This is a genomic window from Parapedobacter sp. GCM10030251 (genome assembly GCF_042666505.1).
In the GTDB taxonomy this organism is placed as follows: Bacteria; Bacteroidota; Bacteroidia; order Sphingobacteriales; family Sphingobacteriaceae; genus Parapedobacter.
On sequence record NZ_JBHTDN010000016.1, the window covers coordinates 17,628 to 32,131 of the forward strand.

The following is a 14,504-nucleotide window of genomic DNA, read 5'->3' on the forward strand; positions in this document are numbered from 1 at the left end:
GCCACAAAGGGAATAATTAATTTTTTTTAAACAGATGAAAGTAGGTGTACCAATATGTTTATTGGCGGGGACGATATTGTCGTTTCCATTTCTTGGGGAGGCCGCTACGGCTTTTGCCGTGAGCTACAAAGAGCAGACTGCTAACAGCTCGCAACAGACAACGCTTTCGGGAAGGGTCGTGGATGGTGATGGTCAGCCGGTCCAGAACGCTACGGTTGCCATTCAGGGCACGGGTAAAGCGGTGTCTACCGATGAAAACGGACGGTTTGTCCTGGAATCGGATCAAACGGATGTGACGCTGGTGATATCTTATGTGGGTTTTGAGACGAAAACCCATCAAGTGAACGGTAGCACGCGCGACATCGTGATCCAGTTGGATGGTAAGAACGATTTGGAGGAGGTTGTGGTGGTTGGTTATGGAACGCAAAAGAAAATTAACCTGACAGGAGCGGTGTCTCAGATCAACTCCGAGGTGCTTGAAAACAGGCCTCAGCCTAACCTGACCCGTATGCTCCAGGGGACGCTGCCCAACCTCAACCTGAGGATGACGGATGGTAGCCCAACCCGTAGTGCTGCCTTTAACATCCGGGGGATTACGTCTATCGGTGCGGGCGGCAATGCGATGGTGTTGATTGACGGCGTGGAGGGAGACCCCAACCTGCTGAATCCGAACGATGTGGAAAGCGTGACCATCCTGAAGGATGCCTCGTCTGCCGCCATTTACGGTTCGCGGGCGGCGTTTGGGGTGGTCCTGATCACCACCAAAGACGTGGGCAAAGGCGAACCGCGGCTGGATGTACGGCTGAGCCAAACGGTCAATCAGCGTACGGTGGTTCCGAATCTGGTGACAGATGGCTATACCTGGGCCAAAAATTTCGATGATGCGTTCTATGCCTGGTATGATTATAAGACGCATCCCATCACCGTCAACGCCAATTTTCCTTTCTCGCTGGAATACCTGGAGCGATTGAAAAATCACGATCCTTCTCAGGGGGATGCGGTCTATAACGAATCGCTTGGACGATACGAATACTTTGGCAGCACTGACTGGTTTGCTGCCCTGCACCGGGATAGAATGCCGGCCACGGAGGCTTCGATCACCGCATCGGGGGGAAATGAAAGGGCAAAATATTTTGTGTCTGGCCTTTATTACCACCAAGATGGGATATTCAAGCACTCTCCAGACGATTTTAACAAATGGAACGTGCGAGCCAAGGGTGAGGTCCACCTGAACGACTGGCTGACGTTCGACAATAATGTCGATGTCAGCACGTATCAGTACGGTTATCCGCTGCTTGCCAACGGTGATGCCGGCATCTGGAGGTATTGGGCGGTATCGGGCTTTCCGATTGCTACGATGTACAATCCCGACGGCACATTTACCCGGCAGGCGGTCGAAGCGGGGGCTTCGTTTGTGGATGGAAGCAGCCGTTCGGATTACGACCGATTCTTCGTCAGAACGACGCCAAGCGTAACCGCTAAGCCGTTCGGTGATCTGGTAACCTTCAAGGCTAACTTTACCTACGCCAAGACGTTCAATAAAGATAAGCGGTACAACAATTATCTGTACTCGAGCGACAGGCCTGGGCAAACCGCCCGGTTTGGGAATAGCTTGTACCGCACCTTATCCGACAATACGACCTATTGGGGGTCTAACATCACGGCCGAAGTGAAAAAGACCCTTAACGATGCGCATGATCTGGGGGTTTTGGTGGGATACAACATCGAATCGAACCGCTGGGATAACTTCGATGCGCAACGGGATGGTCTGCTGGTGCCGGGTAAACCGGATTTTAACCTGATGGACGGCCTGAACTATAACATCGCGGGTGGGGGCAACGAGTGGAAATATCTGGGGGTTTTCTATCGGTTGACGTATGCGTATAAAAGCCGGTACCTGCTGGAATTCAATGGCCGCTACGATGGGTCTTCGAAATTCCCCGACAATCAACGGTACGGGTTCTTCCCGTCGGCTTCTGCAGGTTGGAACATCTCCGAGGAGCCGTTTATGGCGGGTAGCCGCACCTGGTTGGACAACCTGAAATTGAGGGCTTCCTACGGGTCGCTCGGAAATGGAAATGTGGCACCTTACCGGTATATGGAAACCATGTCAGTATCCAAAACAAGTGTCATCCTAAATGGGGTTCAAACGCCATATACATCGATTCCGGGCGTGATTCCGGATGGATTGACCTGGGAAAAGGCTACTACGCTGGACGTCGGCCTGGATGCCACGCTTTTTTCTGGAAGGTTTAACCTGACGTTCGACTGGTACAGCCGCGTCACCACGGATATGTTTACGGCGGGGCAGCCCCTACCCAATGTATTCGGAGCGACGGTACCTTTTGGCAACTACGCCGACCTGAAAACAAATGGCTGGGAATTGACACTGGGCTGGCAGGATCAATTTGATGCCGGCGGAACGCCATTTCACTACAGCGTGTCTGGCTCGCTATGGGATAACCAGTCTGAGATCCTGAAATTCAATAACCCGACCAGGACGCTGGCCAGCACGTACTACAAGGGCATGAAGCTGGGAGAGATCTGGGGGTATGAAACCCTTGGATTCTTCGCTTCGGACAAAGAGGCGGCAAATTGGGCCGATCAGAGCTTTCTGCTGAACTCGAATACCAATGAATACCTTGCCGGCGACCTGAAGTTTGCCGACCGGAACGGTGACGGGGTGATTAATCAGGGGAAGAACACGGTGGACGATCCAGGCGATCGGATGATCATCGGCAACAATTCGCCACGGTACCAGTATGGTTTCACCGTGTCCGGCAACTGGAAAGGTGTGGGAGTCTCAGCCTTCGTACAGGGGATTGGCAAGCGTGACTGGTACTTTGCGCCGGAGGCCGACCTTTTCTACGGCCCGTACAACCGGCCTTATGGTTTTCAGCCGAAGATCATGATGGATGACTATTGGACGGAAGAGAACCCCAATGCGTACTGGCCCAGATACCGGGGGTATACGGCCCTGGGCACCAACCGCTCACTGGGCGCCCCCCAGACCCGATACCTCCAGGATGCGAGCTACCTGCGGGTGAAAGACATCACCGTCAATTACACATTCCCGGAGGCGTGGATGAGCAAGCTTGGTATCGGAAAGGCCATGGTTTACCTGAGCGGACAAAATCTTTTCACCTTCTCCGGGCTGTATAAGCACACGGACAACTTTGACCCTGAAATCATCGAGAACCCCGCGGGCGATATGACCAATAGCCACGGTCAGGGGGATGCGTATCCGATGCTGAAATCGTACACGTTGGGGCTTAATTTTTCTTTTTAACGATTAGAAATATTGATCATGAAAAAATCAATGTTATATATAACCGCCAGTGTCGGTTTGATGTTATCGCTGGCATCTTGTAATGATTTCCTCGAAACAGAACCCTTTGACAAATTGGTGCCGGGTTCTTTTTTTGCGACGGAAGAGGACCTGGAACTCTATACCAACTCGTTCTATCAGCAAATGCTTCCTTCTGCGGATGCGGCAACGCAGGGCGATGGTATGGCCGATTATTCTTCCATAACCCAAAGCTCGAACTTTATATCCGGGAATTATTCGTCGGTAGACGAAGGTTCCTGGAACTGGTCCAATCTGCGGAATATTAATTACTTCCTGGCCAATTATAACAACGAGGCCATTCCCGAGGAAGCCAGAAACCACTACGCTGGCATCGCGCGGTTTTTCAGGGCCTGGTTTTATATTGAAAAGGTACAGCGTTACGGAAATGTGCCTTGGTATGATACACCGTTGACCACCGATGACGAGGCGCTGTATAAAACGCAGGACCCACGGGAGGTGGTGATGCAGCACGTGTTGGAAGACCTGAACTTTGCGGCGGAAAACATCCGCGAAGCGAAAGACAATACTTCGTCGACGATTACCCGCCAAGTGGCGTTGGCGTATAAATCCAGAATCGCGCTTTACGAAGGAACCTACCGGAAATATCATACGGAACTGAACCTGGTGAGTACAGCCGATCAATGGCTCAGGGAGGCGGCCAATGCGGCCAAAATGGTGATGGATGCGGGTACATATTCGCTTTACAACACCGGAAAGCCGACATCCGACTACCGGACACTGTTCATATCTGAAAACGCCGTCAGCCAGGAAGTGATGTTTGCGATGGTCTTCAACAACGCCTTGAAAAGATGGCATGCGCTGACCTGGAAGTTCAATTCGGCTACCTACGGTTCGCGCTGGGGGCTGAACAAGCAGTTCATCAATACGTATTTGATGACTGATGGAAGCAGGTTTACGGATAAGGCCGGATATGATGAGCTGCTGTTTGTGGATGAGATGGCGAACCGTGATCATCGCCTGGCACAGACGGTCAGGTCGCTGGGTTACAAACGAAGCGATGGAAGCCCCGCACCGCCGAACTTCGGTTACACCTTTACCGGCTATCACCTGCTTAAATGGAGCATGGACGACAAAAGGTTGGATGGGATTGGCGAAGCGTATAATACGATCCCGTTGATGCGCTATGCGGAGGTACTCTTGAATTACGCTGAAGCGAAAGCGGAGCTGGGTGAATTTGACGACGTGGAATGGGCCAAGACCATCGGGCTGCTCAGGCAGCGGGCCGGGGTGAACACAGCCATCCCGCAAACGGCTGATCCGTATCTCCGGGAAGTGTATTTTCCCGGGATAGCTGACAAGTATCTGCTGGAAATCAGAAGGGAGCGCGGTATCGAATTATGCTATGAGAACCTCAGGTACCAGGATCTGATGCGGTGGAAAAAAGGCGAACTGGTGGAAATGCCGTGGAAGGGCATATATGTGCCGGCCATGAACCACCCGATGGATCTGGATGGGAATGGTACGCCGGATGTATCGTTCGTCTCCAGAACGCCGGATGCCCCGCAGGCGGGGGTAACGTACTTTGTGATCGATAACAATATTTCCAAACTCTCTGAGGGAACTTCCGGCCACGTGATCTGGGGTGCTAACGAAGAGCGTAGTTTTGAAGATAAAAAGTATCTTTATCCGATTTCCAATTCAGATATTGTACTCAATCCGAACCTGGTTCAAAATCCGGGTTGGAAGTGACGCGATATTGACCGGATAATGGTATAACTGATTGTTGATGCTCCGGGAAGGGGCATCAACATTTAATTTTTTGAACATGGCAAACAGGGGTTTCTTTTTCGGGGTGGTCTGCTTGTGGGTTATGCTGTTTAGCTTCCCTTCACAAGGTCAAAGCCTCAAGGTGATGAGCTACAATATCCATCATGGGGCAGATGCCGCCGAACAAATGACGCTGCAGGAAATCGGCGCGTTCATCAAAGAATCCGGGGCGGATCTGGTGGGATTGCAGGAGGTGGACAGCCTTTGCCGACGATCGGGGAATCGGGACCAGATGAAAGTGCTGGCCGAGATCACGGGCATGCATTATGCATTTTACCGGCATTTTGCCTACGATGGAGGGGCTTATGGCTTAGGGATTTTATCCAAGTTTCCCATCAAGGAGCAACGCAACGAACGTATTACCTCCATGAAGAACGGAAAAAAGGAATCGCTGGCTTTCTTGGCTGTTAAACTCGGCGTGGGAAAAAAAGAACTGGTGTTTTCCACGGTGCATCTGGCCTTGGATCAGCCGACAAGATTGATCCAAGCGGAGGAAATCATGCGCCATTTGGCTGGAAGCGAACCGGTGATACTGACCGGCGATTTCAATGCCCTGCCCGATACGAAAGAGATTGAATTGATTTCGGAGCGGTTAACGTTTATGGACCAAGGTTTGGCGCCTACCTTTCCGGCAGCCGAACCCGTCAAAAAAATAGATTATATTTTCGTATCTCCGTCACTTCTTAAAAAGAGGAACAGCACCCTCGTCCGGAAAGAGATCCACTACTCGGATCATTTGCCGCTGGAAGCTACACTGAAATTGTAAGTGCGGTCCGGCAGGGTGGGGCTACTTAATTTTCAAACCGGCCATAAATCTTGCATATCCGGAACAGCACAGCCTGAATGTCCCGGCTCTGGAGAAAAATACTGGTTTGAAGCAGCGCTTGCTTACTGCCGATGTTTTTTCGCCGGATAAGATCGAGCTCATTCCCGAAATTGGTGTTGATGAATTCCCGGATTTCATTGCGGCTTTTGCGGATCAGCGACACATTCGGCCCGTCTTCCTCATTAAGCTGGTTGGTGACCAGCGTGAAAAACTTGTCCATTTTTACGCCTAACTCCTCAAGGGTGGCAATAAACCCGGTTGCAAGGGATTCGTGCAGGTTTTCGATATACTGGAGACTTTCAGTACTCAGGAACTTTGCCGACTGAAGCAGGTCCTGGATAAGGTCCGCACCGTGCACGATCACCTCTGCGGATCGCCGGTCGGCGGCGCCAAGCTGCCGGATCGCCCGAAGGCTGTTCCGTTTGAGTTTATACGTGTATTTGATTAGCTCCTGGAGCTCGTTGTCGGTCTTCTTTATGGCCGATGCATCGCCATTGCGTATGCCGTTCAAAATCGTGCTGTAATGGCCGGATGCTTCAATGATCATGGTCACAAGCGTGTTTTTGCTGCGGATGTACACATCGAGGTCTGGCTCCTCCAGTAGGCTGAGCCGGCTTTTCTCTTTTTTTGACTGACGTTCCCGGTGGGCAAATTTTATATTGGAAACGACGATGTAAACGGCGACCACGCCCAGCAGAATGGCCGTGGGCAGTACGCCCTGGTAAATCACGAATGCAAAGAACGCGGCCACCGAAAACGCGAACAATGCCGTGATGAACCACCCGCCAATTACGCTGAGTACGCCCGTGACCCGATATACAGCCGATTCGCGGCCCCATGCGCGGTCCGCTAGCGACGTGCCCATTGCGACCATAAACGTTACATAGGTGGTAGACAGTGGTAATTTCAGCGATGTCGCCCATGCGATGAGTATACTCGCGAGCACGAGATTGGTTCCCGCCCGGATGAGGTCAAAAGCGGGTGCATCCTGATCCACCCGGGTGGCTTTGCGTAGCTTGTCCCGTTCGAAACTCAGGTCGTATCGCCGCTTGATATTACGGGGGATAAACGTATCAAAGACGCTGCCTAATAACATAGCGGTTTTTACCACCCGCCGGGATACGGTATTTGGCTTGAAGCGATCGTCACTTCCATCCTCATCCTGCTTGCTCAGGCTGATTTCTGTCTCCGTAACTTTTTTGGCTTTGGCGCTTAGCCAGATAGTTAATGCCATGACAAGTCCGGCTATTCCCAGCATATAGGTGGGTACGATGACATCGCTTGTCGCCAGGTAATCCTGATACAGTGCATCGGCGGGAACGCCGCTGTCGACCCAGTTCTGGTATGCCATCAATCCGGCGATGGGAACGCCAATAAAATTGACCAGGTCGTTTCCGGCAAATGCCATTGCCAGGGAAAATGTGCCGGCGATGACGACAATCTTGATGGGGTTTACGCGAAATTGGCGCTGCAGCCAGAATGAAATTGCCGTGGTAACAACCAGGATAAGCAGTATAAAGACAACGATGTTGTCGTTTAGCGTTCTTACCCAGTCGGCTTGTGCCAGCGTCGTGCCCTTAAGTCCTTTGATCAACAGAAAGTAGATGATCACGGTGATTCCCATTCCGGAAAAAGGGGCTCCCAGGCTTTTCAACCTGTCTTCGTATTGAAAGGTAAAGGCCGACCGGACCGCATATTGGACGGCCACCCCCGCCGTAAATGCAATCACGATCGATAAGAAAATACCCGATATGATGGAAAATGTACTTTCGGCATTGATGTATTTCATTACCTCGCCGATGGCTTCCCCTTTCTCTGCGGCGAACAGGAAACCGACAATCGCCGCGGCACCAAGCAGTTCGAAGACGATCGAAACGGTGGTCGATGTGGGCAGGCCGAGGGCATTGAAAATGTCGAATAATACAATATCGGCAAGCATAACCGCCAGAAAAATCCACATCACTTTATCAAACGTAAAATGCTGGGGCTGGAAAATTCCTTTACGGGCAATCTCCATCATTCCGCTGGAAAAGAAGCATCCGGCTAATATCCCCGCACTGGCGATCAGGATGATATTCCGATACGTAGTGACCTTACTTCCGATTGCCGAATTCAAAAAATTTACGGCATCGTTGCTTACCCCCACGATGAGGTCTGCAATGGCCAGAAGGAGTAAAAGTGCAACAATAAACAGTAAGTAATCCATAAAAATTAAACTGGAACAGCGCAAAAATATAAACTTAATATTACTTAATTGTTAATACCTGCACAATAGTCAATAGGGCGGCCGCCACGCTTCCTTTGGAAGATACTTTCGGGCGTGCATGAACCGCGTTGCGGCACCATTTGCTCACACTTGCGCGGGAAATCAGCCATACTACTACAACGTTTTCGTAAAAAAACCTTAACACAGCTGAAACATTGGGCTTTTTCCGTGCGTTTTAATTCCTGTCTACGAGGGGGCTGGGGGGGTTACACATTACTCTTCATTTTCCCCCGAAATGCAAACAAGGTTTGCTTTCATACTCCAGATACTACTAACAGATACCGGCTTATCGTAAGCCGGTTACCCGGTTATTGTTTACCAGTTAGATCTATTAATAGTTAAATGTTTAATGTATGAAACAAATCAAATCTGTATTTCTCAGTTGCTGGTTGATGCTGCTGGCTGTCCATTCCGCGGCTGCACGCGGCCCTGCCATTGCAGATGGCGCTCGTGACTTTGTCGCCCAGGCGACCATCCGTGGAAAGGTTGTTGACGGGTCGGAACAGCCGCTTGCCGGTGCGACGGTGAGCGTCAAAGGGACCGATACCAGGGTGTCTACCGATGAGCAGGGCAATTTCGCCATCGCCATCCCAACGGATGGGGCTACCCTGGTGATCTCTTTTCTCGGCTTCGTTACGCAGGAATACCCCGTGCAGTCAGACCCCGGCGAAGAGATCATCGTATCCATGCAACCCGAAGAGGCCAATGAACTGGATGAGATTGTGGTGGTCGGCTACGGTTCCCAACGCAAACGTGACATCACAGGCGCCGTGTCTTCGGTAGATGCGAAATCGATCCAAGAGGTGCCGGTAACCCAGGCATCACAGGCGCTGCAGGGTAGGGCGGCAGGTGTCTTGGTGACAAATACCAGCAATAAGCCGGGTGGCGGGGCTACGGTCCGCATCCGGGGTAACCGGTCGTTTTCCGCAGGGAATGATCCGTTGTACGTCATTGACGGCATCCCGATTACGGGTGGTTTGCAGGACATACCCCCGCAGGATATTGCTTCGATGGAGGTGTTAAAAGATGCCTCGGCTACCGCAATCTATGGGTCGAGAGGTGCCAATGGCGTGGTGATCATTTCGACGAACCGGGGCAATACAGGAAAAACGGTGGTGAGTTACGACACCTGGTTTGGGTTTTCGAATGCGTATAAACAGATTGACATGATGGACGGCGCTAGATTTGCCGAGTTCAAGCGGGAGTCGCGCCGGGCTACGGGCGACTACGACGATGGTGATCCGAATGCCGACGCCAATACGCCGGGTCTGTTTTCGCCGGTGGAGTTAGCTTCGATCGCCGCAGGGATCAGCACCAATTACCAAGACCTGATGCTCGAAACAGGTAATAGCATGAATCATTCACTGGGCGTAAGGGGCGGCTCGGAGAAGACGCGCTTTAACCTGAGCTTCAATTATATGAATGACCAAGGGGTCATTTCTGTCCAAGACTTTAACCGGTACGCCATGCGGGTGAACCTGGATCACGACATCAGCGACCGCATACGCATCGGCGCATCCATACTTGGAAATTATAGTGTCCGCAACGGACAAAGCCTTAATCCGTACGACGACACGTTGTTGGAAAATCCACTGGGTGTTCCATACGATGACAATGGGGAGCTGATTTTTTTGCCGACGCCCGACGGACTGCGGAGCAATCCGTTGGCTGAACTGGTGCCCGGTGCGCTGCTCAACCGGAATAAGCGCCTCCGCCTGTTTAGCAGCATCTATGGCGAGGTGGAACTTGCGGAGGGCCTCAGCTACCGGCTGAACTTCGGGCCGGACCTGGTGCAGAACCGGGTCGGCAATTTCCAGGGTAAGTTTACCAATGCTCGTTTAGGCGGATCTTCGGCCGCTCAGGGCAATGAGGACCTCGTTTTTAACTACACGCTGGAAAATATCGTAAAATACAATAAGGTATTCGACGAGGTGCATGCGTTGGAGCTGACCGGATTGTTCGGCATCCAGCATAGGCAATATGAAGCTACGAATATCAGCGTGCGCGGCATTCCGGTGGAAGAGATGCAGTACTACAACTTTGGGGCTGCCGAAGAGATTCTCGGCACGGGCAGTGATTTCGAGCGGTGGGACATCTTATCCTACATGGGGCGCGCCAACTATGTATTCGACGATCGTTACCTGGTGACGCTCACCGCGCGTATCGATGGTTCGTCGCGCTTCGGCAGGAACCATCGGTATGGCTTCTTTCCTTCGGTCGCCTTGGGATGGAACATCAGCAACGAATCGTTTATGGAGGGGAATGGTGTTTTTGACTTGCTTAAACTCCGGGCAACCTACGGGGAGACGGGAAATACCGGGATTGATCCGTACGGCACGCAGGGATTGCTCCGCCGGACAACCTATGCGTTTGATGAGACGGGGGCATTCGGCTTTCGCCCCAACCAATTGCGCAACGATAACCTAAAGTGGGAAACGACCCGCCAGTTTAATTTTGGTCTGGATTTCGCCGTATTGGGCGGTCGGATATCGGGTGCCGCGGAGTACTATCAGCAAAAGACACGCGATCTGTTGATGCAACGCCAGCTTCCGTTCACCAGCGGCTATGGCTCGGTCATGGAGAATGTGGGTGCAACGCAGAATACGGGTTTCGAGTTCAGCATTTCCACAGAAAATATCAGGCCCCAACGGGAAGGTGGGTTTAGCTGGAGTACGGATCTGAATTTGGCGACGAACAACGAGAAGATCCTTGAACTCTACGGCGGTAGCCAGGATGATGTGGGAAACCGCTGGTTTATCGGCGAGCCCATTCAGGTATATTACGATTTTGAAAAAATAGGCATCTGGCAAACCCACGAGGCCGATGCGGCTGAAAGCTATGGCCGGGTGCCGGGTGAAATCAAAATTAAAGACCAGAACCAAGATGGGGTGATCAATGACCTGGACCGGGTCATCCTGGGGAATAACCGGCCGTCACTGACCGGCGGTTTAACAAACCGCTTTGGATTCCGGGGGTTTGACCTTTCCGTATTTCTCTACTTCAACCACGGCAACATGATCTACAGCCGTTTCCACGAGGTGCACAATACCTTATTTGGCCGCTATAACAACCTGGATGTCGATTACTGGACACCGAATAACCCCACTAACGCTTATCCGCGGCCCAACCAGAACCAGGAAAAGCCGGTTTATAATACGTCTATGGCGTATTTCGACGGTTCTTTTCTGAAGATCCGAAACGTTAACCTCGGGTATAACTTCCCGAAAAGCTGGGCGGCAAAAATCGAGGCGGAGTCACTGCGCATTTACGTTAGTGCCCAGCAACCGCTGATTATTTCGTCTTACGTCAATAGGCATCAGGGTATCGACCCTGAGGGTATCGATTTTAATGCGGATAGCGAGCAGCTTCCGGTAGATACGCCGCCCCAGCGCACATGGCTTTTTGGTTTAAACGTTAAATTCTAAGAAAATGGCTAAATTATCAATGATATCTGCTCTCTTTCTGGCTGTCGTATGGAGCTCCTGCTCACGCATGCTGGATGAGGAAATCCGCTCGCAGGTGGGTGATACCCACTTATCTACGCCGGAGGGCTTTGAAGATGGTGTCAGGGCTGCATATTCCACGCTGCGCACCTTTCACGCCAATGAATTGGGCATGACCCTTACCGTTTTTGGAACCGACACGTACACCATGGGGTCGGATGGTTCCTACAAATTCGTCAATGAGTATACGTCGCAGTTTGATCCGCGGACCACGTTTGTGCGCGACCTGTGGAACAACCTCTATATTGGCATAAACACCTGCAATGCGGTGATAGACCGGGCACCGACGGTTGAGGGGCTCAGTGAGGAGATCCGGAACGTGCGTGTTGCGGAAGCTCGCTTCCTCCGGGCTTATTACTACTTTACGCTGGTGCAGCAATTCGGCCCGGTGCACCTTAGCGTCAACGAAACGACCGAGGTAACTACGGAAGCGTCTCGGAGCCCGGTTTCGGAAGTTTATGCAGTGATCGAAGAGGATCTCCGTTTCGCGATTGAGCAACTTCCGGAAACGTCGCCGGATTACGGGCGGGCGATCAAGCCTGCTGCGGCACATCTGCTCGCCCGCGTGCTGCTTACCCGGGCTACTTCGGAGGCGGCTGAAGACAGCGACTATGCTGAAGCGGGTGCACTTGCCGAGCAGGTGATTAACGATTATGGTTTTCAGCTCCTGGATGATTTTGCTAAGGTGTTCGAACAGGGTTCGGGAGAACGTAATGCGGAAGTGATCTGGGCGATCCAATATACAAAAAACGCGATCACTAACGGTGCCAATTCGGAAGCGGATGGAACGGGAAATGCGGCGCACCGGTACTTCCTGATGGAGTATGATGTGCTGCCGGGGATGAACCGGAATGTGCGTGATGGCCAGCCCTGGAAGCGGTTTATGCCGACTACCTATACCCTGGAAACGCTGTTTGCTGATCGGGTAAACGATACGCGTTACCGGAAAAGTTTCAAGGACGTATTTTTATGTACCCGCCCGGGTACCTATACCGTGAATGGCAAGGAGGTAACCTATGCGGAGGGAGACACGGCCGTCTGGCTGCCGGGTTACCAGCTTGATCCCGCGGTAAAGGCGTCAAAGAATTTTCTGGTCATTGAGCCGGCTGACTACACGCAGAAGCTCTATCCGACGCTGACAAAGTTTCTCGATCCGGAACGGCCGGATATGAACTACGAAGCTGGTTCGCGCGATTTTCTCGCATTCCGGCTCGCCGAAACTTACCTGATCGCCGCCGAGGCGTTAATGTATGCCGGCGATGAAGCGAAAGCGGTAACTTATCTTAACGAGGTACGCGGGCGCGCGGCTTATGATGGGCTGGATGAAGCCGAAGACGCAAATCGGCGGGCCGCGATGATGGTGACGGCCGGGGAGCTCTCGCTCGACCTGATACTGGAAGAACGTGGCCGTGAGCTTCTCGGTGAGCAGCTGCGCTGGTATGATCTCGTGCGTACGCATACGTTGGTAGACCGGGTACGCGCGCATAATCCCGACGGGGGCGACAACATCCAGGACTACCATGTGCTGCGGCCAATCCCTCAGGACCAGATAGATCGTACGGCCGGCGGTTCGGAGGCTTTTCCGCAAAATCCGGGGTATAACTAGTTGAACGGATTCGAGGCTGCCTCAAAACTACTTTTGGGGCAGCCTCGCTTTTTTTAATTCGCTTCGAAACGGCATGAAAAAGGGCGCGGTAATCGTATACTCAAATTTTATGCTTAGTTTGGCTCGACGTACGGTTTGACTTCGAGTCTATGCTCGTCCCGGCCTGTGAAGTTGTTGATTGCTTAGGCCAATATGACTTGGTGGCCCTAACGAGTGCGATAGTGAACAACTGAAAAGTAAATGTAAATATGAGTATAGCATCTAGCATATGAGGGCGGGGTCCAAACGGGTTTTAATTACCGGAGCAACGGAAGGCATCGGAAAGGCGGCTGCATTTCAATTGGCAGCGAATGGGTTTGAGGTGATTCTACACGGGCGTAATGCGGAGAAAGCCGCCTTGGTAAAGCAGGAGATACAGGTCCGATATCCGGATGCGAAACTGGATATCCTGATTGCCGATCTGGAAAGCCGGGCGGACACGGTTAAGCTGGCCGACACCTTTAATCAACGGTATGACTCGTTGGATGTGCTCGTCAACAATGCCGGTGGTGTGATGAATAAAGTGCGGCAGGAAACTGTGGATGGCTGGGAACGGACCATCGCGTTGAATGTGCTGGCTCCGTTTATGTGCTCGGCGCTGCTTTTGCCTGCTTTGCAAAGACGGCCTGGGGCCAAAATCATCAATACGTCTTCGATGGCCCACATGTTGGGAAAACCTAACCTCGATGACCTGATGTATGAAACGAAATTCAACGCTCAACAGGCATATGGAGACGCAAAATTATACATTATCCTCCTGGGCGTTGAGTTTGCACGGAGGCAGCAGTTGGCAGATGACCCCAATCGCATAGGGATGTATGCGTTTCATCCGGGTGTGATTGCTTCCAATTTCGCCAAAGACAGCACATCGGTATATCATCATTTTTTCAGATGGTTCCGGCCTTTTTTAAGTTCTGTAAGGCAGGGTGCGGATACAATGGTGTATCTTGCAGCACAGGAAAACGCAGATTTGCAGAATGGCGGCTATTACGTAAAACGGAAAAAAAAGCGGGCACGCTTGCCCGCTAATGCCCGCAATGTAGCTGAACAGTTGTGGGAGCGCTGTGAGTCGTTGACGGGGATTTGGTTTGAGATTCCCGGTTAATGGGATGATACTTGGCAACTAT

General features: G+C 51.9%; 7 protein-coding genes. 6 read left to right on the top strand and 1 reads right to left on the bottom strand.

The genetic code is table 11. The features are described 5' to 3' along the window. Nucleotides 1-34 precede the first annotated feature (34 nt). From ACFQRK_RS22680 to ACFQRK_RS22690, 3 genes are all read left to right on the top strand, one after another. Complete coding sequence (locus ACFQRK_RS22680; RefSeq protein WP_379010591.1) at nt 35-3,289, top strand: SusC/RagA family TonB-linked outer membrane protein; 3,255 nt, start codon at nt 35-37, stop codon at nt 3,287-3,289. An 18-nt stretch (nt 3,290-3,307) separates the two neighbouring features. Beyond that, a complete protein-coding gene (locus tag ACFQRK_RS22685) occupies nt 3,308-5,059 on the top strand; it encodes a RagB/SusD family nutrient uptake outer membrane protein (RefSeq protein ID WP_379010592.1) in 1,752 nt (583 codons plus the stop codon). Between the two features lie 76 nt (nt 5,060-5,135). Further along, on the top strand, nt 5,136-5,903 hold the full coding sequence (locus ACFQRK_RS22690; RefSeq protein WP_379010593.1) for an endonuclease/exonuclease/phosphatase family protein: 768 nt from the start codon (nt 5,136-5,138) through the stop codon (nt 5,901-5,903). Nucleotides 5,904-5,928: 25 nt separating this feature from the next. On the opposite strand, the gene ACFQRK_RS22695 is transcribed toward ACFQRK_RS22690, so the two are convergent. After that, nucleotides 5,929-8,169, bottom strand: coding sequence for an inorganic phosphate transporter (locus ACFQRK_RS22695; protein ID WP_379010594.1), 2,241 nt, complete (start codon nt 8,167-8,169; stop codon nt 5,929-5,931). A gap of 413 nt (nt 8,170-8,582) precedes the next feature. Between ACFQRK_RS22695 and ACFQRK_RS22700 the strand changes: the two genes are divergently transcribed. From ACFQRK_RS22700 to ACFQRK_RS22710, 3 genes are all read left to right on the top strand, one after another. Then, nucleotides 8,583-11,654 carry a SusC/RagA family TonB-linked outer membrane protein gene (locus tag ACFQRK_RS22700; protein WP_379010596.1) on the top strand — a complete coding sequence of 1,024 codons (3,072 nt, stop codon included), beginning with the start codon at nt 8,583-8,585 and terminating at the stop codon, nt 11,652-11,654. A gap of 4 nt (nt 11,655-11,658) precedes the next feature. After that, the gene (locus ACFQRK_RS22705) at nt 11,659-13,338 is read left to right on the top strand and encodes a RagB/SusD family nutrient uptake outer membrane protein (protein ID WP_379010597.1); all 1,680 of its coding nucleotides are present in this window, start codon (nt 11,659-11,661) and stop codon (nt 13,336-13,338) included. A 268-nt stretch (nt 13,339-13,606) separates the two neighbouring features. Then, complete coding sequence (locus tag ACFQRK_RS22710; RefSeq protein WP_379010599.1) at nt 13,607-14,482, top strand: SDR family NAD(P)-dependent oxidoreductase; 876 nt, start codon at nt 13,607-13,609, stop codon at nt 14,480-14,482. The last annotated feature ends 22 nt before the right edge of the window (nt 14,483-14,504 follow it).

Coding starts and splice junctions, on each gene's coding strand:
- ACFQRK_RS22680 (WP_379010591.1), top strand. CDS start 35: ATGAAAGTAGGTGTACCAATATGTTTATTGGCGGGGACGATATTGTCG.
- ACFQRK_RS22685 (WP_379010592.1), top strand. CDS start 3,308: ATGAAAAAATCAATGTTATATATAACCGCCAGTGTCGGTTTGATGTTA.
- ACFQRK_RS22690 (WP_379010593.1), top strand. CDS start 5,136: ATGGCAAACAGGGGTTTCTTTTTCGGGGTGGTCTGCTTGTGGGTTATG.
- ACFQRK_RS22695 (WP_379010594.1), bottom strand. CDS start 8,169: ATGGATTACTTACTGTTTATTGTTGCACTTTTACTCCTTCTGGCCATT.
- ACFQRK_RS22700 (WP_379010596.1), top strand. CDS start 8,583: ATGAAACAAATCAAATCTGTATTTCTCAGTTGCTGGTTGATGCTGCTG.
- ACFQRK_RS22705 (WP_379010597.1), top strand. CDS start 11,659: ATGGCTAAATTATCAATGATATCTGCTCTCTTTCTGGCTGTCGTATGG.
- ACFQRK_RS22710 (WP_379010599.1), top strand. CDS start 13,607: ATGAGGGCGGGGTCCAAACGGGTTTTAATTACCGGAGCAACGGAAGGC.